The organism is Arsenophonus sp. aPb, assembly GCF_029873475.1.
In the GTDB taxonomy this organism is placed as follows: domain Bacteria; phylum Pseudomonadota; class Gammaproteobacteria; order Enterobacterales; family Enterobacteriaceae; genus Arsenophonus.
This window is the reverse complement of sequence record NZ_CP123499.1, coordinates 1813169-1835909: the sequence shown is the minus strand read 5'-3', so window position 1 is coordinate 1835909 and position 22741 is coordinate 1813169. Positions and strand designations below refer to the sequence as shown.

Here is a 22741-nt window from a genome sequence, read left to right as displayed (position 1 = left end):
TAATGTTGAGTATTAATTGATTTAAATTTATAGTACGTTTATTACTTTATTTTACTTTTAATGAATATATTTTTGTTGCTAGAAAATAAACTGATAGTTTAAATTTATTAATATATTTTATCTAATATAAGATATTTTATAAAATATATAGTTATTAACATTAATACTATTATTTATATTTGATATTGTACTTAATCAGTAACGCTATTTTATAATTAATATTCATCTAATTTTAAAAATTATGTAAGAGCATTTAGGTAAAGCATTATTTAGTTTAAAAATAATATTTAACTATTATTGTGTGTATGTTTTTTAAGTAGTATGATATACAACTTATACTGGTTTGTATTTATTAAATACAATATTTTCCATTCATTCTTATATAATCAAATATTTATTATAAATTTTTAGTAATTACATTATTATTTTATAAATTGTTGAAAAATAATGATGTTGATTTTTTCAAGTATTATATTCCAATTGATCAATGCATTGTCTTCAATAAAATAACATTCTTACAAAACATAAGTTTATCATTATATAATTTAAATTCTTTAACATTAAATTTAATTTCAAATGGAAACTAAAATATTAGTTGATAGTCATATTTCTGCTAAATTTTACCTATTCTTATACTTTGATAATAATTAATTCTTTATTTTTTATGCATAAATGGCGTATATTGCTATTTATGCTTCGTTTACTTATGTAAAAGTGAGATGTTGAAAACAGAATATCAAGTGTATTCAAAAGTCTTAACTTATTGAAATATTTGCTATATTAGTTTTCATCCCGCGTTGTTAAAAGTATGAAAACAGCGTGTTATAAATGATGGTGATCGCATGATTATGTAGTAATTGACAAATTAACCGTGATCACTGTTGGGATTGTTTAGCTTTTATTTGATGTTTTAATTTATAACTACAAAGTACACGGTGATGATTCATGCATGTGCATATAAACGTATTGGCTGTATAGAGGTAACTTGTGTCCACAACGAATAATACCAAGAATATCAGTTTGAATGCTTTCAAACAACCACGTTCTTTTTATCTCATTTTTTCAATTGAGCTATGGGAAAGATTTGGCTTCAGTGGTTTACAGGGGATTTTGACAATTTATTTAACTCAAATGTTAGGAATGTCCGAAGCTCAATCTTTTATATTATTTTCTGCTTTCACTGCATTAGTTTATGGTTTTGTTGCAATTGGTGGATGGTTAGGTGATAAGGTATTAGGCACTAAAAGGGTTATCATATTAGGTGCTATCGTACTTATTGTCGGTTATGCTTTTATTGCTTATTCTAGTCACGATGTTTTATTAGTGTATCTTGGGTTAGCAACTATTGCAGTTGGTAATGGTTTATTTAAGGCAAATCCTTCTTCGTTACTTTCCACTTGTTATGATAAAAATGATCAACGTCTCGACGGTGCATTTACGATGTATTACATGGCTGTCAATATCGGTTCATTTTTTTCTATGTTGGCCACACCCTGGTTGGCAAAGCACTATGGTTGGGATATTGCATTTTCACTGAGTGTGATTGGTCTAATTATTACTTTAGTTAATTTCTTGTTATGTAAAAATTGGGTTAAAGACTATGGCTCTAAACCTGATTTCCAATCAATAGAATTTTCTAAATATTTATTTACTATTATCGGTATAGTGGCACTCATTATACTTTCTAATTGGTTATTGCATAATATGGCTGTGGCAAGAGCCGCCCTGGCAATCATTTCTTGTTTTATTATAATTGTTTTTGTTAAGGAAACTATTGCATTAAAAGGTGCAGCTCGCCGAAAAATGGTTGTAGCATTTATTTTAATGATAGAGGCAGTTGTATTTTTTGTACTATATAGTCAGATGCCAACGTCGTTAAATTTCTTTGCTATACATAATGTAGAACATAATATTTTGGGTATTAGTATTGAGCCAGCGCAATACCAAGCTTTGAACCCACTTTGGATCATGCTTGCTAGTCCGATTCTTGCATCAATATATAATAAGATGGGGGATAATTTACCAATGCCCCATAAATTTGCAATCGGAATGGTACTTTGTTCAACTGCATTTCTTGTATTACCCCTAGGTGCTAAGTTTGCTAATGAAGCAGGTATTGTTTCTGTTAATTGGTTAGTACTGTCTTATGGATTACAAAGTATTGGTGAATTGATGATTTCTGGCTTGGGACTAGCAATGGTCGCACAGCTAGTACCTCAACGTTTGATGGGATTTATTATGGGTTCATGGTTTTTAACCAGCTCAGCCGCTGCTTTTATTGCAGGTTTTATTGCTTCTATGACTGCAACGCCTCAAGGGGAATCATTAAGCCCTTTAATATCATTAGGCATATATAGTGATGTTTTCATGAAGATAGGCATAGTAACAGCAGTTATTGCATTAATTATGTTGCTCACAGCGCCGTTACTTAATCGTATGACACAAGTATAAATTAGATAATTTATATATAAAAAGCTATTGAACATCTGTTCAATAGCTTTTTATTATTATAAATTCAGATAATTGATTGCTTTTGCATTATCATATCAATTTAGATAGAAATTTTTGGAAAGTAAGTATTAGTTTGATTAAGCAATTTTTTGGTAAAAAATTAACGTTTTTGTGTTAGTTAATCAACATAATAACGAGCCTGATCACATATATATTATTCAAACCTTTTGGTTAAAAAATAGTTATTGATTTTAAAAAATTGCTATGTTTTTATTTGTTTTTCAATAATAAAAAGGGCATGTTTATGCAGTATGAGGGTCAATGTTTATATGGACGAGTTATATTAAAAACAGATCTACCCTGTTATGAAATTACAGCCTGCCATTGTCTGATGTATCAAAAATGGAATGGCTATCTGTTAATGCGTTTTATTATTGAATGTGATTTATCAATCGAAGATAAGTCTAATGTAAGTTATTATCGCTTTTTTACATGGCTAGTGCGAAAATTTTGTAATAAATATTCATATTTTTTTTCTAAGATGTTTAGCCCTGAAAGTCATTATATTAATGCGGTTTTATTTGAACAGAGTCAAATTGCTTTCCTAGTTACTCAGTTTTATATTGGTTGTAATCCTATGTATTATAAGCTGATTGAAGAGAAGGCATTGTTTACACAAAAACATATTCTTAATACTTAAAAATAAATTGAACCAGTTTTTGTTAGATTTATAATTCTATCATCATGAGTATCTTGGTAAAATTTTGGTTGATGGTATTGAGGAGATTCAATGAAAATAACTAAATATAATATCAATATATCTAGGTTGCGTCAGTACATTTTGAATTTTAGCTCGTTGATTTTAGCAATATTATTGGTATTCTTTTTAGCAAGTAAAATTTACCAGTTAACATTATTATTTAGTATTAATTTAGTACCTCCATCTAACTATTTACTTGAAGATATCTTTACTTATATTTTTTATTTTCAATTTATTGCATTAATCATTAAATGTTTTCAATCAAAGAATTATTTTCCTTTACGTTATTTTATTTATATTGGTATTGCAACTATTGTCTGTTTAATTATTGTTGTTTATAAATCTGTTACCTATATTAATATTTATAATAAAGCGATCTTGTTATTGGTTTTAGCTTTATATTTTACCAATACTGAAAAAATAAAATACAAGCTATAATATAAAATTATATTTAAAATTGTTTTATATGTATAGTAAATAGTATCTAGCGTAATTAATAATACTTTTATTTTATTAACTTTCTATTGTAAGTTATAAAATATAGTGCTTATCTAGCATAAATAAATTCATATATTAAAGATAATGATATTTTTATTACTTATTAGAAGAGGGAGATTTCTTTGATCAGTGTTTTATTAGTCGAAGATAATGAGTTTATTCGATTGGGAATGCAGTCTATTTTTGATAAAACAAAAGGTATGAAAATAGCTGGGCATGTTGTCTCTTTGAATCAAGCCATCCAATGGTGCCGAAAACATACGGCGGAAATTATTTTATTAAATGGGAGAACAAGTGATTATGACTTAATTAAAAAATTACAAAGTTTGATTAGGATGATCCCTGATATAGGCATAATTATGTATTCTACTGAAAAGAAAAATATCTATTTAATGAAGGCGCTAGAAGCTGGAACACGAGGTATACTGAGTGTGAAGGCAAAAGAGAGTGATTTACTGCATGCCATTCGTGTCGTCAAGTTAAAGCAAAAATATTTGTCGCCTGATATTGCGCAATGGCTTGTATTACATCAATTAGAGACAGAAATGAGTAACCCTTTAAACCTTTTATCTGATCGTGAATTACAAATTATGCTTATGGTAACGCGTGGTGTACCGGTTGGCGAGATAGCAAAACAGCTCAATTTAAATGCAAAAACAATAAATAGCTACAGATATAGAATGTTTAGTAAACTAAAAGTTCGTAGTGATGTAGAATTAACTCATATAGCTATAACAAATGGATTGATTCAAACAGAGAGTTTTTATTATAGTGCCTGAATTATTTGATCCGAAAGTATTTTTGCAAACAGTAACTAATCAACCGGGTGTATATCGTATGTATGATACATCTGGAGTAGTGATTTATGTTGGTAAAGCGAAGGATTTAAAAAAACGTTTAGCGAGTTATTTTAGAGGGCAAGTAACGAGCCGTAAAACGGAACAACTGGTTAAAAATATTGCTCAAATTGATATTACCGTAACACATACAGAAACAGAGGCTTTATTACTTGAACATAACTATATTAAACTTTATCAACCTCGGTATAATGTTCTACTAAGGGATGATAAATCCTATCCTTATATTTTTTTAAGCGCAGATAAACATCCACGTTTGGCTCTGCATCGTGGCGCTATGAAGGCAAAGGGTAACTATTTTGGCCCATTTCCAAGTGTTCATGCCGTCAGAGAAACGCTAGCTTTATTACAAAAGCTTTTTCCACTGCGTCAGTGTGAAGATAGTGTCTATCGAAACCGATCCAGACCATGCCTCCAATATCAAATTAATCGCTGTCTTGGACCCTGTGTTAGAGGACTAGTTGCTGATGAAGAATATTATCAACAAGTTGAATATGTTCGTTTATTCTTATCAGGTAAGGATCAACAGGTTCTTAATCAATTAATCCAAAACATGGAGCAGGCAAGTCAAACGCTTAAATTTGAAAGTGCAGCACGTTATCGCGATCAAATACAAGCAGTTAGAGCGGTAACTGAGCAACAATTTGTCTCTGGTAATACGCAAGATCTTGACGTTATTAGTGTTGCTTATCACGCAGGCATTGCATGTGTTCAAGTACTTTTTATTCGACAAGGAAAAGTCCTTGGTAGTCGTAGTTATTATCCAAAGATCCCAGCAAATACCCAATTAAGTGAAGTCGTGCAAACCTTTTTAGGTCAATTTTATTTACAGGGTAGTGAGATTCGCTCTTTACCCGCAGAAATATTGTTGGATTTTTTATTACCAGAAAAAGCGCTATTTGCTAATTTATTGTCTAAAATAGCGGGACGTAAAATTAACATTCAAGTGCAACCAAGAGGAATAAAAGCTAAATATTTAAAACTGGCTCGTACTAATGCAGCGACAGCATTGACAACAAAAGTTGCACAACAATCTACCATTCACCAAAGAATGGAGTCGTTAGCTGATTTGCTAGGACTAGAAAAAATTTTTCGAATGGAATGTTTTGATATTAGTCATACTTCGGGACAGCAAACTGTAGCATCTTGTGTTGTTTTTGATAGTAATGGGCCATTACGTTCGGAATATCGTCGTTATAATATAATTGATATTACGCCTGGTGATGACTATGCTGCTATGTATCAAGTTTTAACGAGACGTTATGGTAAACATGTAGATGAAAGTAAAGTGCCAGATGTTATTTTTATTGATGGCGGCAAGGGACAACTGGCTCAAGCAATTGGTGTATTCCAGGCATTAAATGTCGATTGGGACATTACCCGACCCCAATTGATAGGAGTCGCTAAAGGACATGATCGCAAAGCCGGCTTAGAAACATTATTTTTTAAACCTGAAGGTGAAGGCCTTTCGTTACCGCCTGATTCACCTGCGCTACACTTAATACAAAATATTCGTGATGAATCACATAATCACGCGATTACCGGACATCGTCAGCGTAGGGCGAAAGTTAGAAATACCAGCACCTTAGAGTCTATTGATGGTGTAGGTCCTAAACGTCGGCAAATGCTACTTAAATATATGGGGGGCTTACAAGCTCTGCGTAATGCGAGTATTGATGAAATCGCAAAAGTGCCAACGATTTCATATGCACTAGCAGAAAAAATTCATAATGCGTTGAAGCAATAAGCTTAGTGGAATTGTATATATATTTTATTTTGGCCAGACAATTATAGAGCATGATGCAATTAAATATCCCAACTTGGTTAACACTTTTTCGTATCATATTGATTCCGTTTTTTGTGTTATTTTTTTATCTTCCTTTTCATTGGGCGCCTTTTGTTTGTGCGTTTCTTTTTGTCATTGCGGCGTTAACCGACTGGTTTGATGGTTTTCTTGCCAGACTCTGGCAGCAAACAACTAAATTTGGTGCATTTTTAGATCCCGTTGCTGATAAAATTATGGTAGTAACGGCATTAGTATTGGTGACCGAATATTATCATACTTGGTGGGTTACATTACCAACAGTGACGATGATTGCGCGTGAAATTATTATTTCTTCATTACGGGAATGGATGGCTGAAGTGGGCAAACGTAGTTGTGTGGCTGTTTCTTGGATTGGAAAATTTAAAACAGCTGCCCAGATGGGCTCATTAGTAGGATTGCTCTGGCATCCTAATATCCAAATTGAGGTAATTGCTATCGTATTACTTTATTTTGCGGCTGCTTTAACGTTTTGGTCTATGTTTCAATATTTATCTGCAGCTTGGAAAAATTTGAATGAAGCTTGATCGAAATGATTGAAAAAACAGCGAACGAATCGAATTAATAAATAATAGTATTGACTCAATACAGGAAACAAGTAGAATGCAGCGCATCAAACGATGCTAGGTTTAACAAATTAACTAAGCATAGTGAGAATGCGGGAATAGCTCAGTTGGTAGAGCACGACCTTGCCAAGGTCGGGGTCGCGAGTTCGAGTCTCGTTTCCCGCTCCAATATCAGCCCTACAAGTAAACTAGATTGAGTAGGGCGCGTTGGCAGAGTGGCCATGCAGCGGATTGCAAATCCGTCTACCTCGGTTCGACTCCGGGACGCGCCTCCAGAATTTAGCCCAGGTGGTGAAATCGGTAGACACAAGGGATTTAAAATCCCTCGGCCTTAAGGCTGTGCGGGTTCAAGTCCCGCCCTGGGCACCATATTAAAAATTCGTTGAGTATCAGCGAGTTAAAGCAAGAAAAGTCATCTAAATAGATGGCTTTTTTACGTCTATATATTAGCGTAAAAATTGATGTTGGCAGCAAAAGTGGCAGCAGATTGGCAGCACTGATGTTATAAACAGTATTATTCTTCTATAAATGAAATGCCATCTGTTCAAACCGATCAAGATGGGGATTGACCGGCTCAACTTTTCCTGGTTGGGAAATAAATCTGGCCACGGTTTCATGACTGACAAATGTCGCGCCACAATTAATATTCTGGCATTGATTATAACGCTCTTTGGTTTCGCTTGAGATTTGTAATGAACTGCGGGTATGGGCGGCATAGCCGCAAAGGGGACATCTCATCATGATTGATTAACCTTTTATCATCATGTTGATATTGTCTCTATTTTAGCATAATGACGTGAGATTAGTCTTGCATTTCTAATTCGCTGATCTTTACTTCTAATTCCAGTGCGGTGATAAATCCGTTGTCATTTAAGGTATGGGTGACGCGGGTTATGATCCAGTCGGCGATATCAATCTCGGGTTTAAAGCCAAACGTTTTTACTGGCATTTCAGGGTAGAGATCGGCACGGCCTTTAGCCAGTTGAATCGAAAAGTTAGCCACTCCTCGTTGGATTTTCTCCCATACTGATTTTGCGGCACGGGCGGCATTGCTTTTATTGGCATAGGTATGGCTCAAGGTCAGAATATTACCTTCTTCGCCAACTAAGTAATTACCTTGTTTGTTATTATTTTTTAACTGGCGTTTTAATTTAATCGGTTTTTTTTGCTGGGGCTGACGGGTATTTAACCAGTTGGCCACCACGCCAGTATAAGCACTGCGTTCGGCCAGTGAAAATTGATAATTATCGCCAATTTCACGGGTAATAATGATTTGCGGCAAGGGTTTGCCACTGGCGGTTTTTGCCTGTCCCTGGCGGATAAATAGCAGGTTGCCATTTTTGACCGTCGCAATCGCCCCTTCCTGTTGCGCTAGGCGGGTGAGAAATGCGCCGTCTGATTCATTGGTCTGGTCAATATGGGTAATCGTGATGCTAGCTAATGTGTTATCGACAATCGGCATTAATTTATTGCGTTTGGCAATCGTGCGAACAATTTCACCCAATTTTTTTTGATGATAAGACAATTCCCGTCGGCTATTTAAGGTTGAGCGAAAATCGGCACTGCGGCCATGAATAGTTAATTTATCCGGCGCGCCGCTATAGCTAATCTCATCCACAGTAAAGGTGCCTTTATGAATGAGTGTTTCATTTTTCCAGCCCAGGTGTAATGACAGGGTTTCGCCGCGATGGGGTAAGGCTAATTGCCCGTCGCTATCATCTAATTCAATATCCAGCTGCTCAGCCTCAAATCCGCGATTATCCGTTAAGGTTAATGATATTAATCGACCCTGTATCAAGGCATTGATATTACGACTGCCAGCGGCTAACGCATAGGCGGGGCTGTTTTCTTCGCTTATCATGATAATATCCCTGCTAGCTGTTGACTCAGGTCACCAAATACCGCCGATAGGGAACTGTCCGCCCGTTTTAGTTTCAGGGTAAAATCGATTTTTCGGGCGGCACCATTGGCAAAAAAATAACTTTTATTCTGGCTGATTTCTTCAATCACAAACATGCCGTAAATATTGCCGTCCCCATCTAAAAAGCTCCAGGCTTTGCCGCTCTCGGCCATCATCTCTAAGACAACCAATGAGACTTTACCGCCGGTGAGTTCGGGGTAAAGAGAACCACTTAACGTAATATCGTCATTATCCGGCCCAATAAATTGGCAGGTTGGCCGCGTTCCTATGCGGGAGTTAACCCCATATCGCCAGCGCTTGTTGATCTGCATATTTTGATAAGGGGTGGTTTTTAGCTGAAAAACGAATAAGCCCAGCGCCGCTAATGCCATATTAAAAATCCTCGCTATCCAAATAACGACTACGTTGTTGCGTTTGTTGTTGTCGCTGATGGCGACTAAGTTGATAGGCGACTTCGCGGGCAATATCCTGCGGCGAGTGATGAGGGGCGGCATGAATGGCAATATTGATATACTGCGGCGTTGAGGCACTGGCATAAATCGATTCAAACAGTGAGGAGGTCTGGCGACGGCTAATCACATCAGCAGGGCCGCTGATAATTTCCGGCCCGTGTTCGCCTGCAATACCAAAATAACCCGCTGGTATTCTTCCGCCACTATCAAACATACCGGCCGATTTTAGCCCGTTTAATACCCTAAGACTTCTTTTCGCCCGCAGCGCTTTGTTTTCATCAGATAATAACCAGTCCGGCGCTAAATTGATAATACCGTTTTTTATCTCGGCAAAGAAGGTTTTTAACGATTCCCATTTCTCCATAATGCCATTTTTTAAGTTATCGATTAATTCACTGCCAAACTGTTTAATGCCGGTTTTGAGTCGCTCATAACCCTCAGTAAAATATTGCGAAATAGTGGCCCATAAATTTTTGAAAAAGGGGACTAACTTGTCCCAATAGCGATAAATCAGTAAGGCGGCGACCGCAATTGCCGTTATCCACAGCACAATCGGATTGGTTAATGAGGCCGCCCCAAGTAAGGTCATTACCGAACTTACCAATGTCAACCCGAGTCGAACCGCAGCAATCGGCCCTATCATTGCGGCCATGGTTAAGGTTAATGCCCCACCGACGGTAACAAGTGCAGCAAATCCGCCAATGGCGATACCAAAAAAGGTCGTCATCGCTGGATGGGCTTTAAAAAACGCCGTCATTTTGGTCAATTGACTATTGACCATTTCCAGCCCTTTAATATAAATAGGTAACAGTTTATTACCTATTTCACGATATAAATCTGCTTTGCGAGCGTCGAGTTCAATCTGTTGCCCTTGCGCGGTTTTTCGTCCTTCGGCAATCAGTTGGTCAAGGTTATAAGCTTCACGGCCGGCTTTAATTTGTTTTTCAATATTACTGTGTTCGCGATACATGGTGACAAATAAATCTGCCCCGGTTCGACTGGAAAATAGTTGCGCAATATGGGTTTCCATCTGCGATCCGCTCGCATTGGGATATTTTTTGCGGATGCGGGGAACCATCTCTTCCATTAAATAACGAAACGGATCGGCTTTGTAGAGTTCAACATTGACCAGCGCGTCGTTCAACATTTTTGTTACGTGACCGGTTTTGCCGTATTTTACGGCACCTTTTTTCAATAATCCCAGCGCCATTAAATTTTCCATCACGCCCTGGGTGGTACTGCCCTTAACCAGATTTTGATAGGCACTGTTTAGTGAAGTCCCGGTTCTGTCCCCGCCTAATTGCTGGATAATATGTGACATGCCAAAGTAAAAGGCATCATTGCTTAATTGCTTGGCAGGGGTGCCACCGGTTTTTAACATTGCCATATAATCATCGGGTAAAACCATACCGCCACTGGCGGCCATTGACTGAGCGGTCAAGTCAACTGAACGCTTAAACTGTGCTGGGGTATTAATTTCATTGCGCAGTTCGGCAATTTTTAGCACCGCAGGCGATTGGTCACGTAGCGCTTGCGCCGCTTCGTGACTTATGCCATGGGAGGACATAAATTTAGTCGCATATTGTAATTTTAATAAGGTCGGCGCCACCATTTTGGCTTCATCATAGTGCCGTAATACCGCGTGGGCTTCTTTTAACACTTTTAAGTTTTCGGTGGCACTATTACCGATAATATGCATGCCGGTGGCAAACTTTTGTGCGTCGATAAGTACCGCCTCACCGACCCCTAATGCGCGAAATGCCGCCAGTTCTTTTTCATAAATAGCCGCTTCATTTAATGTCGGTTTAACGCCCATCAAAACACCGCCACCGCTGGCAATTAAACCAACCCCTTGTCCGGCCAGCGTATTACGCCGATTGATTGAATTACGATAACGAGTTTTCGCGGCGCTCAGGCGTTTATCTTGTGCGGCAAGACGGGCCAGTTGTTGCTCCTGCTTTTTAAGTGAAGCGGTGTAGCGGTCGGTTTCCTGCCGGATATAAGCAGTGGCCTGCTGGTTGTTTTGCGCGGAAATCCCCATGCGATAGAGTTCAGCGCGCATTTTTGCCATTTGACCACTATTTTTTTGATAACTGCTATCGAGCTTATTCACCGTCGCCCACTGTTTTTCTAACGCGGCGGTTTGCTTTTTAGTCGGGTTTTCAAGGCTCGCCAGCTCCAGCCCCATCATTTTTGCTTTAAGACGCGCCTGAGCCAAGGCGTCACTCAGTTGTTTTGATTTTTCACTGAGTGATTTAAAACCATTCACCGTTTGACTGGCACGATTAAGCTGCTTTAACTGTTCGCGTGACTGCTTTAATGTTTCAGCGAGTTTTTTGTTCACCTGTTGAGCGTTTTTGAGCGGTTGGGTGATTTTATCCACCGCGCTTAATATCACTTGCAGACGTAAATTTTTACTCATTATCGGCACCACTGCGTTTAAAAGCCTGATAACGCCAGGCTAATAGTTCAGTCAAACTCATTTGCGCCATTTCAGAAGGCGGCCAGTGGAATATCACGGCAATATCCGCTTCTAAGTCATTCACCGTTAACTGTTCGGGGAAGCGGTAAGCGCCGATTTCGGTACTAAAAAACTGGTTAGTTCTGTAATAAGACTGACTAAATCACAGGGTGCCAGACTAAAAATCTCTGCTTTGGTTAATGCTGGCGTGGTTACGCGCGGCAGCACTAATGCCGCCGAATCGACATCCATCTCCATCAGAGCATAAAGGCGAACACCGCGTAAAGCGCCACTGTTGGGTTTACGAATAATGATTTCATTGATGGTGGTATTGCCGCGTTGCAGAGATTCATCCAACGTGACGGTAATTTGGTTATCGGTGTTTACTGCGGTTTTTGACTCTGTCATGCTATTACCTCGTCCTTATAAGCCAATGGCGGCGCGTTGTTGTTCAAGACGGTCAACGCCGCCGGCTTTTTCAATCATATTGACAATATCAATTTCAATCAGCTCTTCACCGTCCCATAACAGTTTGTAATAGGCGGGTTTAAAACTGAGTTTGGTTTGGCTGTTATCGCCCGATTTGGCGCTGCCTGGATCAATCTCTGCCAGGCGTCCTCTGACCACGATTTCAACGGCGGTCACATCGCCGGTGTCATCACGCTGATAAGCACCACAAAAGCGCAGTAATACGCCATCAATGGTAGCGATCCCCCATTGTTTATAGAGTTGCGCTTCCCCGCCACCGAGGGTGATTTCCATATCCAGCGCACCGCTATCGAGACCTAAATCAATCTGCGCTTCGCCATTCATGCCGCCACCGCGATAGCCTTCTAATTTACGGGTTAATTTCGGTAAGGTGACTTCTTCCACAATACCGAGATAGTTTTCCCCATCATTAAACAGATTCATATTTTTGAGTTTGCGTGGAAGTGCCATCGTTTATCCCTTTATTTGGCTGCCAAAATCCATCAGATAGCGATCAGTGATACGCTGACGTAACAATAGATTTTCTAACGGTGGAACTGGTGTATAGTCATAGTCGATTAGCAGCTTGCCCGCTTTTAACCCTTCTTTATCATTGACACTGTCATCAAACCAGCATTGGCCGCCTAACAGATAACCCAGGGTTTTCATAGTGCGTAACTTGGCATTAATGCCTTCGATAATATCGCGAACCAGTGACGGTGAAAGGGGCTTATCGATGGCCCACATATGGGCATCCGCCATCGTATCAGCCAGAATTTGCGCAGTGCGGGTATAACTTTCAAACTGAAACAATGGATCATCCGAACAGGTGCGCGACCCCCAGAAGCGAAAACCGTTATGGCGAATTAAGGTGGTGATATCGTTTTCGTTTAATAACCCCGCATCGGTATCAGGGTCTTGTAAATCCCAGGACAGATCAGCAGAAATACCTGTCACTCCATTGACACCGACGTTTGATAGGGTTTTGTGCCAGCCGGTATCATTATCGATTTTGGCGCGTAACCCCAGTGCCCGTGCTGTTGCCCAGGCGGTAGTTTGCGTTTTATTGACATTATCAAAGCTTAAAAAATCTGGCCAAATCAGCATAACTTCACGCTGGCTAAAGTTTTCGCGATATTTCACTGCTTCACCGGCGGTTTTGCAGTCATAAGCACTCACATAAGCCATAGCACGCAGTTTTTGCGCAGCGCTAGCCAGTGCGGACGCGACATCTTTATTATCGATCCCAGGTGCGCCTAAAATACGCGGCTTAACGCCAACGCTATTTTGCGCCGCCAAGAACGTCTGGATACCTGTTTTGCTACCGTCTGCTGTCGTTAAACCACCAATAATATTGGCGGTGGTTTCGTCTTCGGTTTCGCCTTGTTCAACCCGTACCACCACCGTTATCGGTTTTGCCTGATCGGCAATTGCCTGTAATGCGGGTGCCAGTGTGCCAGTTTTACCGGCTTTGCTCACTGCACTTTGCACATCAGTAATAAGTACCGGCTTATTTAAAGGAAATATTTTATCGTCTGCATCATTAGCGATACAAACCATACCAATAATCGCGGTGCTAATGGTACGAATCGGACGGGTGCCATCATTGAGTTCAATCACCCGCACGCCGTGGTGGTAATCTTGCGCCATACAATATCATCCTTTGCGTTGTCTTCTTGTTATGGTCGCTATCTGCAATAAAAAATGCACGCTGTTTTATTTGTTTCATCAAACAGACAAAGTCGGCTGCGCAATTAACCTTAACTCACCCGATACCAGCACATCAAAGTAACAAAAGCATTAATGATATTAATTTCGCTACCACTGCCTGTCTTTCCGGTTGTACCTGAAACCGTATGATTGTGTGCCCCAATGGCAACGGTATGGGCATGATTTCCGCTAGCAGAGGTTGTGGCATTGACGTTTTCCCCGGCTGCTGCACTCCAAGCGTCACCAGATGTCCTGGTAGATTTACTTTTGTTGGTATAGTTATGCGCATGTTCACCCGTTGTGCTAGTGGTTTTCGTACCATAATCAAAACTGCTGGTTGTTGCTGAAAAAGTGTGCCCATGCGCGGGTAATTGGGCTTCGGTCAATTTAATCGTATCGGCACCACCGGTTTTTAAGATATCGCTGCCATCGGCTTTAGCTAAGCGGATGGTTTTATTTTCACCGGTATATTGCCATTTTGTACCTGGAAACAGTTGATTAGGATTTTTGTTTTGGGCAAAAAAGATGGCAATACCAATGGGGTAGAGGGTGGCGGTTAAATCCGATACGAGCGCCAGCGTACCAGATTTAGTCGGTACATTAATCGTCGTGTTTGTACTCACATTACGCAATATAAGCGTTTTAGTTTTTTTATTCGCGACAATGTCATAACCCGTTGAGCCACCGATTGATAACACGGCATCCGTACTTGAACCGGAAATGTAGATTTTCCCTGCTTCAAGGGATTCATCTGAGATCTTCTTGGCCAAAAGATCCGTACAGGCTTTCTGACTCATCACTTTATCCGTATTATTGCCGGTCTCCTGAACAATATCAGTTTTATCCAGTTTTTTATTCACGATATCGTTGATTTTTTTATCCCGCACTTCAATCGCTTTATCAACGTATTCGCGTGTCGCTAGCACCACCGATGGATCGATTTTTACTGTCACCGATTCGGTATGGCTGACAATCAGTATCATACGGATAGTTTGGGTACGGGCTGAGCCTTCGGATAATTGCGGTTTATAGGTTTCAGGGCAGTTGGCCACCGCAATTAAATTGGCTGATTTATCGAATAGGCCGATTTCGCGCACCCACCAACCTCCGTCGGTTTCCGGGATGATCTGTTCGGCGACAATCTGATTTTTATTTTTTTCATCAATAAATAAGGTATTAATGGCACCACGGCGTTTCTCAGCCACCAGTTTGGTCTGTTTGGGATCGGGAATAGGTAATTGACCGTTACCATCACCGACCGCTATGTGGGTTAATTCCAGTTTGGTACCCAGTGCGGTCGCCTGGGCTAACAGGTTTTCGCCAATTTCCGTTAATAGGGCAAAATATTTCATGATGTCGCCACCTCTATCATATCAATAAGATGTATTGCCATGCCGGGCATATACTCACCCGTTGTGTTAATTTCAGTGGAGGTGTAGGGGTAAACGGTGGTGATATCGCCATCAAAACAGGCAAGTCCATAATAAAATCGGCCGTAACTTTCCAGTTCAATGGCCAGTCCCTTTAAATGGCGACTGACGGGTTTGGCGCCTTCAATCAGTGCCTCTAATTCAAAGAACATTTCTTCGGTAATGCCGTTTTCATTAACCCCGATATCTAAGCGAAAAGTGCCTGGCGCATCGCCGCTTTGCCACCATTCGGTCACCCGAATTAAATAACCTAAGGGCTCAACTACCCGTCGCAGTGCGCCAATGGTGCCTTTATGTTGATGAATAAACATGGCGGATTTAATCGCCTCACGTTTGGCTTTCTCTGGCCAATTGATATCCCAACGGTCAACACTAAATGCCCAGGCCAGATAAGGCAGTAAGTGGACGGGGCATTTATCGGGCTGCCAGAGTTGACGAATGGGCACCGGTATACGTTCAATCTCCGCCAGCGCAAGGGCAGCGGCACGCTCTAAGGGCGATGATCCGGTCGGTAGCAGGTCATTTTTCATTGTCATCACCGCGACGGATTGTTATTTCAGTACAAAAACTGGCTTGGGTTTTATCCAACACAATATCCTGTTTCGGTGCCTTTAATGCCACCCGTTGAACCCCGGGTACATGGAGTGCCGCATAAATGGCACTAAGCACAATATGCCGGCCTAAGCGGTGCTGTTCGGTGGTGTATTTAGCAATTTTTTCCTGTGCGGCATGTAAAATCGGTTCATATTCCGGTGCGGGGTAGAGATACAGCACCGCATCAATGGTGTAATTAATGATTTTCGCTGACTGTACCGTGACTCTATCGGCCACTGGCCGCACGTCCTCATCATTAAGCGCCTTATTCACTTTTTCTAACAAGTCAGCGCTAGCGGTGCCATTGCCTTCACGTGCCAAAATCGAAACAGTGACCTCGGCCGGTTGCGGACTTATCACCGACGCATCGGCTACCTGACCATCGGCACTGCGGGCATGGTATGCATAACTCCCCATGGGGCCGGCAACACTTAAGCCCTCAAAGGCGGCTGGAATACGTACCCGCAGGTCGCTATCGGATTCATAAATAGGCGGCTCCGGGGGAATAGCATTGTCATTACCCGGGGTTAAAATCAGCCGCTTAACATTATTATTTGCCGCCAGCTGATCTAAATCTGCCCCACGAGCAAATGCCACCATACTAGCCAGCGCCGCTTCATTGACCCGTTGGCGTAATAACAGTTCGCGATAGACATTCTCTTGCAGTAATTTGCTTAATGGTTCGGACTCTAACGCTAAGGTATTTTTAATGATCCCTTTGATTTCATCGGGACAGGCGTTGATTAACGCGTTTTTGCGTTCGGTGAGTAACATCTCAAAATCTAACATTTCGACCACATGAGGGGCGGGCAGCAGACTTAAATCAATCGTGGCCATGAGTTACCTCAGTGAAACAGACAGGTTAAAAGGATCTTCAGTTAAGGAATAAACGCCTGCAATATCCACCGCCATTTGGCCGGCGGCGAGTAGCGTGAGGGAGAGTTTGTTCAAATTAATACGCGGCTCCCAAATCAGCAAGGCGGTGTAACAAGCGGACATCAGTTGTAATTGGGTTGCCGGTGTTAGGGGGCTATCGATTAACTCAGAAAGCAAAGAACCGTAAGTGCGACGAGCAAGGCGGCTACCAATGGGGGTCAGTAAAATATCGCGAATCGATTGGCGAATATGTTCACTATCCGTGATAGCACGGCCATTTATCGCATTCATACCGAGGTATCTCATTGTGGGCCGTCCGTCTGTTCACCACCGCGTTTAACGCCGCCGTGTTTATGTTTATCAATCACGATCCCATTAGAGGAAAACTGACCCGTGTGGCTAATATTGCCGGTCATTGTGCCGCCTGCTTTCACATCCAGGCTACCGATGGTTAATTTTTTACTGCAAATCACCTCGGGGGCGTCTAACAAAATTTCTGTCTTGGCGGTAACCATCACTTTTTCAGCGCTGGCATGGATTGATTCAATCGCGTCAATGTGGGCGTTTTTAATACCACTAGCTTTAAGAACACCGGTGGCTGGTTCATATTCAATCACCGCACCATCAGAATAAACCCGATGATCAGCCGTCAGTGAGGCGGTGGGCTCGGGGTAGTGGTCGGAAAAAATACCCATTAGCACAAACGCGGTCGTCAGTTCGCCGCCGATGGATAAGATTAATACCTGCTCACCAATGCTTGGGGCGTGCATAGTGCGACTTGAACCGGCGCGTAAGGTAAGCCAATTTAGCCAATCGGTGGTCAGGTTACCGGTTTTCACCCGACAGCCCTGTTTCGCGTTGACGTCAACCACCACCCCGACACGAATAAGATTGCGAATTAAACGTAATAATTGGGCTGAATTCATTGTTGGTACTTTTCCGTGGAGAGGCTTTTTCTTATTTTGCAGTTTGCCACGGGAAAATCAGCATTCGCACGGCTTTCGCCTTGTCTGACCGATAAGACAATTTAACCGGCGAGAAAAGCCAATATCTGATCTTCCAGATGGGCGATGTCAGCGGGGGTCAAACCGAGTAACTGTCGAGCTGGATAGCGAATAGGATGATAACGCCCTTTTTCCGTTAAACCAAAGTGGTGCGTTTCAGCAATCGCCGCCACTTGCGGTGAAAAAAAGAGTACCGCCTCGCTATCATTAGCGTCGCGGCGTAAATATTTAGCACTGGCCAGTTTTTTAAACATACGCGTTTGTTTGCGTTTGCGCTGTGTGCTAATACGCTCTTTTTTTACCGCAATAAAACGTTCAATATCCCGTCGATAAAAAGTGCGCTCTTGATTGTTATCAACATCAATGCCAGTTATCACTTCCCCGTGAGCGGTTTTTTGATTACGCCAGTTTTTTAATTGCCGATGCTGTCCTCGCCAGAGAAAACGTAACGCGCGCAGCACAGTCACAAAACTGGCCTTGCGCGGTGCATAAGGGTTGCCGTCAGGATTCTGCTGGCGGCGAATGCGTTTGAGTTGATTGATTCGCAAATCGCGGGCAATCAGGCGCGATAGTTGCTTACGCTGAGCGGGTGTTAATTTTTTTAACAGTACTGTCAGCGCCGAATCGAATTGCAGTAGCGCCTTATCATTCATACCGATGACCAGTCATTAAACGGATCGGGCGGCTCCGGGATCGCGGTAACCCAATATTGGCCGTCTTTTTCAGTCACTAACACCCGTTCGGTTAACGTTAATTCGATGCTAATATCGGCGGTTTGATTATTGTGGATCACCGCTTCAAATTTAAATCCATCATGACGTTTATCCGGGTTGGCTAACAGCTCTGGTTGATGATTTTTTAGCCAGTCAATGATAACCGCCATCAGAATATTTTGATCACTGCTAAAACGTTCAGCAATAAGATTTACCGTGTATTGATATTCATAAGATAATGACGGGGCCATTGTGGAAACAATGCGACCATTTTCGACAAATAAATACAGATTATCGGGATTTTCCGTAAAGTAGGCGATTTTCTCTGCCAGATAGCGGCGTAATTCAGCAAGTTTTTTCATGTTGACGCTTACGCTCAATGGCTCGAATAGCTTGTTTATCTAAATTGCATTGCTCAATCACCGTTAGCAGCACCTCATTTAAGATGAGCATTTCACCCCAGCTCATTTGCGTCGCGATAACAGGTGGTAGGCAATCAGCCAGTAGCGGGGCGGGTATCGCCGGATAAGACACGGTCACGTATGCGGCTGGTGTGCTGGTGCAGCCGCTCAACAGCGGCAGCAGGCACAGCCCGGTTAGCACACGCATTATCACTAACGGTTTTTTTAATAAAAATTTTATTCGCCTGTGAATCCGCCCATTGGTTTTCACTGGCATAAAAGTGTTGTTTCGATATTTCATGGGTGGTCTCAATGGCTTTCAAGGTGGCCTGAAATTGTTTACTTTGCGTGCTAAAGGTGTGGGTTAACGCCTGGTTTTGTTCGGTTAACGCCTGAATTTGACGATGCTGGAGACGAAAAAGCAGCAAGCAAAAAAGCGTCACTATTAGCGGCAGGGTTTTGCTAACTAAGCTCAGTAAGATTTTCATAATCGGTTAACCACCGAAACAAAAATAGCATCATGATAAGGTTGCTGACCGTTTTCATGCTGAATAATCGCTTTGGTTAAATTTATCAGGATATCTTTATCATCAACATTAATCGTAGCCTGTGCGGATACACCTAACTTAGCGGCGACCTGCTGGCAATAGTCGGTCGTATTATTTTCATTATTGGGGGCCCAGCGGCCAATCAACTGGGCAACGGTGTGTAAACCATATTGATGATAATAGGTTTTTAATAAAACCATGATGGCACGAATACCATACTCCGGCGAGATGAAACGACAAAAGCGCTTTTCAATGGTAGGGTCATGGGGTAATAACCCACGCCATTGGTTGGCCGGATTGTAGTCGATATTGCCGGGGTTGTGATTGCGGATACCGCGCGGTATATCAGCCATGTTTTCTGCCTACCGGGCCGGTAAACCGCTGCCAAAAATACGATAACGCCACGCTACCCATCGCGCCGCATACGCCGGCGGCGAAGAATGTCATATAGGTGCTTAAACCAATTTCTAAACTTAAAAATCCACCGAGCAACCCCGTAAAGCCCGAGACAATAATTTGTCCCAGCCCGTTTAACCACCCCAGCTCGGCTTCGTTATTTTTTACTTGGATCAGATAACGGACAAAACCACCCCAAGCGGAGAGCAGCAACAAAATCAACCACTGATAAAAGGCAAAACTGGGCTCTTTATTTAACATTGTTAATCCCAAAGTTGTAACTGCGGTTGTGTCGATGTGACAGTGGTTTCGGCTAATTGAATAACGGTACCGGCTGGTAATATTGCCCCTAAATCGGCCAGACCCGGATTGCCTTTTAATACCCGCTCAACGTGACCGGCGGTCTGTCCATAAAAACGCCAGCAAATAGCGTCTACGGTATCTCCCTGTAAGGCATAAATCGTCATATCAGCTCCGCGATGTTATGGGGGTCGCCTTTTATCCGCTGAATAGCCCAAATCGCGTCACGACGTAAATCATCAATCGTCGGTGATAACGCATCGGCTTTTTTATTACCCGCAGGGGTAGTGTCAAAATCCCGATAGCGTTCAGCCAGGCTGGCATGGGCATAACCGTAAACCGCGCGCTGATAGAGCAGGCATAATTCACTGTCCTCGTTAATTTTCATTGCCGGCACCTCAGCTAATTGTTGATAACCAAGGCCCATCTGGGTTTTTCGCCAGTCGGTCAGTTCGCGATTGACTTCAATCACTGCATTAATCAGCGCCGTTTTTAACCGGGCATTGGTGATTGTGCCGTCATGTTGCCGCTGGGTTTCACGGTAATGCTGAGTACTGAAAGAGGGCCAGAAATCCTCACTGCGGATGGTTTCGTTTTCTTCTGGTTTTTGCTCGGGTGAAGTAAAATCCATCGGTTTCCCTTATATCGATGGGCGGTGGACGGGCAATCAACCGTGCGTTTGCCCGTGCCGCCCTGGCGTGTTGGCACACTCGGTAATGGCTGTCTTACGCTTGACTCGGCAAGCTTTTTGCCAACTGTTTAATTTCACTTTTCACCCCGACGTTTTTATCTAACGCTAATGCGCGCATCAGTGAAGCCAGTGCCTGTTGCGGCTGTTGATTATCACGTTGGCTGTAACCCAGCCATTTATAGAGCTGGGCGCGTACTTTGTCGGGCATATCTTCCGCTATCGTTAAATCCATTGTGCGTTGTAAGATGGCAAGCGGCAGTGGTTTTTTGACCGCATAACGGTGACTGGCGGCGTCGGCGATTTCTTCGGCTACCGCACAACCGGTAGTACGACTTTGCTGACCGGGCATGTTTAAGCGGTGTTTTAAGGCGTACTCGGCAATATCGAGCGCACCGGCATAATCACCGGCATCAATCCGCCAGAGCATAACAAACATCAACACATCATCTTGTACACCCGATTGCCCTTTTAACACTTCCTCCACCCAGGGGACATAAAGCGGCAAGATTTTTTGTTTGTACTGCGCCTTGCGTTCAAACGATTGCAGGCGCTTTAGATCGCGCTGATGCTGGCGTAACATCATTTGCACCTGCAACCTGGGGTAGTCATCCGGTAAAACCCCACCGTATTCACTGACATTTCTGGCTTGTACTTGCAAACGCTTTTGCTGCCACCGATTGCCCATGTTTAGCCCTCATTCACCGGTGGGGTTTGGGTTTCTTCGGGTATAATCGCCTGTTTTTCACCGGGATTAGGATCCGGTTTTGGCTCAGGTCTGGCCTTGACCAATTCGATATTTTCAACCAGCGCGGCACAGTCATAATCCTCAACCAGATAATCTTCATTGACGGACTCATAATTTTCGATACGGTCACGTTCCGGTTTATCTTTTACCTGCCGGCGCCGTGAATCGATTTGCCAATAAATAGAAAGATTATCCAACCGGGTCACCAGCATGGCGTTTTGGGGAAAAGAAGGCACCCGCACTGCCGGTAAACCGCCCAGGCGTTTTTGGCTGATAATCATATCCGCTGCCAGCATTTCCGTATTCGGCTGCGCCTGATTAACAATCGGAAAGTATTTATCGGCTAACAGCTTACGACCGCAAATTACCACCAGTTCAGTATCGTCCTGATAAACTTCGGCAATGCCTTCGTCAACGGCCTGCATAACGAGCGCATCCAGATTTTCATAATCGCCACCGGGACCCACTTTGATTGGCTGGGCGGTGGTTTTGCCAGTGGCTTTATCGGTAGTTGAGCCCAACACATGGTCGGGCGCTTCTAAGCGCATTTTTTGTAACCAGCCGACGTTGACATCGTCCAGTTTTGGATATTTTGTGCGATCGGAGGTTTTTTCCCGTTTGACTCCGTTCCAGCCAATCATAATGCGGTCAAGGGCTTGACGGCGAATAATCGCATCCCGAATGCGGCGCTGAAAATCATTAAAAATGGCCCAGGCGTCGAGCTTGGCATAACGGATAGCGGTATCAAAATTGGTTTGATAGCAGTGATATTCCTGTTGGCTTAATTGCGTCGGATCAATGGGTTCACGTTCTTTTGCGGTGGTATCGGTGGTGCTGGCAATCGTGGTGCCAATGCCCAGTCCGATTTTTTCACCGGTTTGGGCTTTGACGGGCACCATGTTGATTTTTTTTAAAAAGGCGGCGCTTTCCTGAATTTTGCTTTCTAATCGTTGGGCTTTAGCCGGCTCAATATCGACTTTCGTTGTGGCAAACTCCATCGGTGCCACACCATAGAGCTCACCTAAGCGGGTCAGGTAAGCGTTAAATTGGATTCGGGTTTCTTTTCGCATAATCGTT

28 protein-coding genes and 3 tRNA genes are annotated in these 22741 nt (G+C 42.2%); 9 read left to right on the top strand and 22 right to left on the bottom strand.

The features are described 5' to 3' along the window. Window positions 1–987 precede the first annotated feature (987 nt). The 9 genes from dtpA to QE177_RS08115 all read left to right on the top strand — a co-directional run bounded on the left by dtpA (window position 988) and on the right by QE177_RS08115 (window position 7323). The gene (gene dtpA, locus QE177_RS08155; RefSeq protein ID WP_280548605.1) at window positions 988–2451 is read left to right on the top strand and encodes a dipeptide/tripeptide permease DtpA; all 1464 of its coding nucleotides are present in this window, start codon (window positions 988–990) and stop codon (window positions 2449–2451) included. A gap of 304 nt (window positions 2452–2755) precedes the next feature. Further along, window positions 2756–3151 carry a hypothetical protein gene (locus QE177_RS08150; RefSeq protein WP_280548603.1) on the top strand — a complete coding sequence of 132 codons (396 nt, stop codon included), beginning with the start codon at window positions 2756–2758 and terminating at the stop codon, window positions 3149–3151. Between the two features lie 90 nt (window positions 3152–3241). Then, entirely contained in the window at window positions 3242–3649 is a 408-nt protein-coding gene (locus QE177_RS08145; RefSeq protein WP_280548601.1) for a phosphate-starvation-inducible PsiE family protein, read from the top strand. Window positions 3650–3831: 182 nt separating this feature from the next. After that, the gene (locus tag QE177_RS08140; RefSeq protein ID WP_280548599.1) at window positions 3832–4488 is read left to right on the top strand and encodes a LuxR C-terminal-related transcriptional regulator; all 657 of its coding nucleotides are present in this window, start codon (window positions 3832–3834) and stop codon (window positions 4486–4488) included. Further along, complete coding sequence (gene uvrC / locus QE177_RS08135) at window positions 4481–6313, top strand: excinuclease ABC subunit UvrC (protein ID WP_280548597.1); 1833 nt, start codon at window positions 4481–4483, stop codon at window positions 6311–6313. Before QE177_RS08140 ends, uvrC begins: the two co-directional genes overlap by 8 nt. Window positions 6314–6366: 53 nt before the next feature. Then, window positions 6367–6915, top strand: a complete 549-nt coding sequence (pgsA, locus tag QE177_RS08130) for a CDP-diacylglycerol--glycerol-3-phosphate 3-phosphatidyltransferase (protein ID WP_280552246.1) — start codon at window positions 6367–6369, stop codon at window positions 6913–6915. 131 nt (window positions 6916–7046) lie between these two features. Continuing rightward, window positions 7047–7122 (top strand) — tRNA-Gly (locus QE177_RS08125). Between the two features lie 33 nt (window positions 7123–7155). Then, a tRNA-Cys gene (locus tag QE177_RS08120) sits at window positions 7156–7229 on the top strand. A 7-nt stretch (window positions 7230–7236) separates the two neighbouring features. Then, window positions 7237–7323 (top strand) — tRNA-Leu (locus tag QE177_RS08115). 153 nt (window positions 7324–7476) lie between these two features. On the opposite strand, the gene QE177_RS08110 is transcribed toward QE177_RS08115, so the two are convergent. The 22 genes from QE177_RS08110 to QE177_RS08005 form a co-directional block, all read right to left on the bottom strand. Beyond that, window positions 7477–7695, bottom strand: coding sequence for an ogr/Delta-like zinc finger family protein (locus QE177_RS08110; RefSeq protein WP_280548595.1), 219 nt, complete (start codon window positions 7693–7695; stop codon window positions 7477–7479). Window positions 7696–7756: 61 nt separating this feature from the next. Then, complete coding sequence (locus QE177_RS08105) at window positions 7757–8815, bottom strand: phage late control D family protein (protein ID WP_280548593.1); 1059 nt, start codon at window positions 8813–8815, stop codon at window positions 7757–7759. Continuing rightward, window positions 8812–9246, bottom strand: a complete 435-nt coding sequence (locus tag QE177_RS08100; RefSeq protein WP_280548591.1) for a phage tail protein — start codon at window positions 9244–9246, stop codon at window positions 8812–8814. The genes QE177_RS08105 and QE177_RS08100 overlap by 4 nt, the downstream gene beginning before the upstream one ends. A gap of 1 nt (window position 9247) precedes the next feature. Further along, the gene (locus QE177_RS08095; RefSeq protein WP_280548589.1) at window positions 9248–11749 is read right to left on the bottom strand and encodes a hypothetical protein; all 2502 of its coding nucleotides are present in this window, start codon (window positions 11747–11749) and stop codon (window positions 9248–9250) included. Then, on the bottom strand, window positions 11742–11873 hold the full coding sequence (locus tag QE177_RS08090; RefSeq protein WP_280548587.1) for a GpE family phage tail protein: 132 nt from the start codon (window positions 11871–11873) through the stop codon (window positions 11742–11744). The genes QE177_RS08095 and QE177_RS08090 overlap by 8 nt, the downstream gene beginning before the upstream one ends. Window positions 11874–11875: 2 nt before the next feature. Then, the gene (locus QE177_RS08085; protein ID WP_280548585.1) at window positions 11876–12196 is read right to left on the bottom strand and encodes a phage tail assembly protein; all 321 of its coding nucleotides are present in this window, start codon (window positions 12194–12196) and stop codon (window positions 11876–11878) included. Between the two features lie 15 nt (window positions 12197–12211). Further along, window positions 12212–12727 carry a phage major tail tube protein gene (locus tag QE177_RS08080; protein WP_280548583.1) on the bottom strand — a complete coding sequence of 172 codons (516 nt, stop codon included), beginning with the start codon at window positions 12725–12727 and terminating at the stop codon, window positions 12212–12214. A 3-nt stretch (window positions 12728–12730) separates the two neighbouring features. After that, the gene (locus QE177_RS08075) at window positions 12731–13906 is read right to left on the bottom strand and encodes a phage tail sheath protein (RefSeq protein ID WP_280548581.1); all 1176 of its coding nucleotides are present in this window, start codon (window positions 13904–13906) and stop codon (window positions 12731–12733) included. 110 nt (window positions 13907–14016) lie between these two features. After that, the gene (locus tag QE177_RS08070) at window positions 14017–15318 is read right to left on the bottom strand and encodes a phage tail protein (protein ID WP_280548579.1); all 1302 of its coding nucleotides are present in this window, start codon (window positions 15316–15318) and stop codon (window positions 14017–14019) included. Then, window positions 15315–15926 carry a phage tail protein I gene (locus tag QE177_RS08065; protein ID WP_280548577.1) on the bottom strand — a complete coding sequence of 204 codons (612 nt, stop codon included), beginning with the start codon at window positions 15924–15926 and terminating at the stop codon, window positions 15315–15317. The genes QE177_RS08070 and QE177_RS08065 overlap by 4 nt, the downstream gene beginning before the upstream one ends. Then, window positions 15916–16827: a baseplate J/gp47 family protein gene (locus QE177_RS08060; RefSeq protein WP_280548575.1), complete on the bottom strand. Its 912-nt coding sequence runs from the start codon at window positions 16825–16827 to the stop codon at window positions 15916–15918. Before QE177_RS08060 ends, QE177_RS08065 begins: the two co-directional genes overlap by 11 nt. A 3-nt stretch (window positions 16828–16830) precedes the next feature. Next, a complete protein-coding gene (locus QE177_RS08055) occupies window positions 16831–17172 on the bottom strand; it encodes a GPW/gp25 family protein (protein WP_280548573.1) in 342 nt (113 codons plus the stop codon). Further along, window positions 17169–17792 (bottom strand): phage baseplate assembly protein V, encoded by a 624-nt coding sequence (locus QE177_RS08050; RefSeq protein ID WP_280548571.1) that lies wholly within the window; start codon window positions 17790–17792, stop codon window positions 17169–17171. The genes QE177_RS08055 and QE177_RS08050 overlap by 4 nt, the downstream gene beginning before the upstream one ends. A 101-nt stretch (window positions 17793–17893) precedes the next feature. Further along, window positions 17894–18523 carry a phage virion morphogenesis protein gene (locus tag QE177_RS08045; protein ID WP_280548569.1) on the bottom strand — a complete coding sequence of 210 codons (630 nt, stop codon included), beginning with the start codon at window positions 18521–18523 and terminating at the stop codon, window positions 17894–17896. After that, window positions 18520–18945 carry a phage tail protein gene (locus QE177_RS08040; protein WP_280548567.1) on the bottom strand — a complete coding sequence of 142 codons (426 nt, stop codon included), beginning with the start codon at window positions 18943–18945 and terminating at the stop codon, window positions 18520–18522. The genes QE177_RS08045 and QE177_RS08040 overlap by 4 nt, the downstream gene beginning before the upstream one ends. Window positions 18946–19079: 134 nt before the next feature. Then, a complete protein-coding gene (locus tag QE177_RS08035) occupies window positions 19080–19472 on the bottom strand; it encodes a hypothetical protein (protein ID WP_280548565.1) in 393 nt (130 codons plus the stop codon). Then, window positions 19469–19885, bottom strand: coding sequence for a structural protein (locus QE177_RS08030; protein WP_280548563.1), 417 nt, complete (start codon window positions 19883–19885; stop codon window positions 19469–19471). The genes QE177_RS08035 and QE177_RS08030 overlap by 4 nt, the downstream gene beginning before the upstream one ends. Continuing rightward, window positions 19878–20189: a phage holin family protein gene (locus QE177_RS08025; protein WP_280548561.1), complete on the bottom strand. Its 312-nt coding sequence runs from the start codon at window positions 20187–20189 to the stop codon at window positions 19878–19880. Before QE177_RS08025 ends, QE177_RS08030 begins: the two co-directional genes overlap by 8 nt. A 2-nt stretch (window positions 20190–20191) precedes the next feature. After that, entirely contained in the window at window positions 20192–20395 is a 204-nt protein-coding gene (locus QE177_RS08020; protein ID WP_280548560.1) for a tail protein X, read from the bottom strand. Then, the gene (locus tag QE177_RS08015) at window positions 20392–20859 is read right to left on the bottom strand and encodes a head completion/stabilization protein (protein ID WP_280548558.1); all 468 of its coding nucleotides are present in this window, start codon (window positions 20857–20859) and stop codon (window positions 20392–20394) included. Before QE177_RS08015 ends, QE177_RS08020 begins: the two co-directional genes overlap by 4 nt. A 94-nt stretch (window positions 20860–20953) precedes the next feature. Next, window positions 20954–21499, bottom strand: coding sequence for a phage terminase small subunit (gpM, locus tag QE177_RS08010; protein WP_280552245.1), 546 nt, complete (start codon window positions 21497–21499; stop codon window positions 20954–20956). Between the two features lie 107 nt (window positions 21500–21606). Continuing rightward, a complete protein-coding gene (locus QE177_RS08005) occupies window positions 21607–22734 on the bottom strand; it encodes a phage major capsid protein, P2 family (protein WP_280548555.1) in 1128 nt (375 codons plus the stop codon). Window positions 22735–22741 lie beyond the last annotated feature (7 nt).

Excerpts from the sequence above, each read along its gene's own strand:
- QE177_RS08105 (WP_280548593.1), bottom strand. The coding sequence starts at position 8,815 with ATGATAAGCGAAGAAAACAGCCCCGCCTATGCGTTAGCCGCTGGCAGT.
- QE177_RS08070 (WP_280548579.1), bottom strand. The coding sequence starts at position 15,318 with ATGAAATATTTTGCCCTATTAACGGAAATTGGCGAAAACCTGTTAGCC.
- QE177_RS08025 (WP_280548561.1), bottom strand. The coding sequence starts at position 20,189 with ATGTTAAATAAAGAGCCCAGTTTTGCCTTTTATCAGTGGTTGATTTTG.
- QE177_RS08060 (WP_280548575.1), bottom strand. The coding sequence starts at position 16,827 with ATGGCCACGATTGATTTAAGTCTGCTGCCCGCCCCTCATGTGGTCGAA.
- QE177_RS08095 (WP_280548589.1), bottom strand. The coding sequence starts at position 11,749 with ATGAGTAAAAATTTACGTCTGCAAGTGATATTAAGCGCGGTGGATAAA.
- gpM (WP_280552245.1), bottom strand. The coding sequence starts at position 21,499 with ATGTTACGCCAGCATCAGCGCGATCTAAAGCGCCTGCAATCGTTTGAA.
- QE177_RS08080 (WP_280548583.1), bottom strand. The coding sequence starts at position 12,727 with ATGGCACTTCCACGCAAACTCAAAAATATGAATCTGTTTAATGATGGG.
- QE177_RS08015 (WP_280548558.1), bottom strand. The coding sequence starts at position 20,859 with ATGGATTTTACTTCACCCGAGCAAAAACCAGAAGAAAACGAAACCATC.
- QE177_RS08100 (WP_280548591.1), bottom strand. The coding sequence starts at position 9,246 with ATGGCATTAGCGGCGCTGGGCTTATTCGTTTTTCAGCTAAAAACCACC.
- QE177_RS08005 (WP_280548555.1), bottom strand. The coding sequence starts at position 22,734 with ATGCGAAAAGAAACCCGAATCCAATTTAACGCTTACCTGACCCGCTTA.
- QE177_RS08020 (WP_280548560.1), bottom strand. The coding sequence starts at position 20,395 with ATGACGATTTATGCCTTACAGGGAGATACCGTAGACGCTATTTGCTGG.
- pgsA (WP_280552246.1), top strand. The coding sequence starts at position 6,367 with ATGCAATTAAATATCCCAACTTGGTTAACACTTTTTCGTATCATATTG.
- QE177_RS08075 (WP_280548581.1), bottom strand. The coding sequence starts at position 13,906 with ATGGCGCAAGATTACCACCACGGCGTGCGGGTGATTGAACTCAATGAT.
- QE177_RS08085 (WP_280548585.1), bottom strand. The coding sequence starts at position 12,196 with ATGACAGAGTCAAAAACCGCAGTAAACACCGATAACCAAATTACCGTC.
- QE177_RS08040 (WP_280548567.1), bottom strand. The coding sequence starts at position 18,945 with ATGAAAAAACTTGCTGAATTACGCCGCTATCTGGCAGAGAAAATCGCC.
- QE177_RS08065 (WP_280548577.1), bottom strand. The coding sequence starts at position 15,926 with ATGAAAAATGACCTGCTACCGACCGGATCATCGCCCTTAGAGCGTGCC.
- QE177_RS08150 (WP_280548603.1), top strand. The coding sequence starts at position 2,756 with ATGCAGTATGAGGGTCAATGTTTATATGGACGAGTTATATTAAAAACA.
- QE177_RS08050 (WP_280548571.1), bottom strand. The coding sequence starts at position 17,792 with ATGAATTCAGCCCAATTATTACGTTTAATTCGCAATCTTATTCGTGTC.
- QE177_RS08030 (WP_280548563.1), bottom strand. The coding sequence starts at position 19,885 with ATGGCTGATATACCGCGCGGTATCCGCAATCACAACCCCGGCAATATC.
- QE177_RS08055 (WP_280548573.1), bottom strand. The coding sequence starts at position 17,172 with ATGAGATACCTCGGTATGAATGCGATAAATGGCCGTGCTATCACGGAT.
- QE177_RS08145 (WP_280548601.1), top strand. The coding sequence starts at position 3,242 with ATGAAAATAACTAAATATAATATCAATATATCTAGGTTGCGTCAGTAC.
- QE177_RS08110 (WP_280548595.1), bottom strand. The coding sequence starts at position 7,695 with ATGATGAGATGTCCCCTTTGCGGCTATGCCGCCCATACCCGCAGTTCA.
- QE177_RS08035 (WP_280548565.1), bottom strand. The coding sequence starts at position 19,472 with ATGAAAATCTTACTGAGCTTAGTTAGCAAAACCCTGCCGCTAATAGTG.
- QE177_RS08045 (WP_280548569.1), bottom strand. The coding sequence starts at position 18,523 with ATGAATGATAAGGCGCTACTGCAATTCGATTCGGCGCTGACAGTACTG.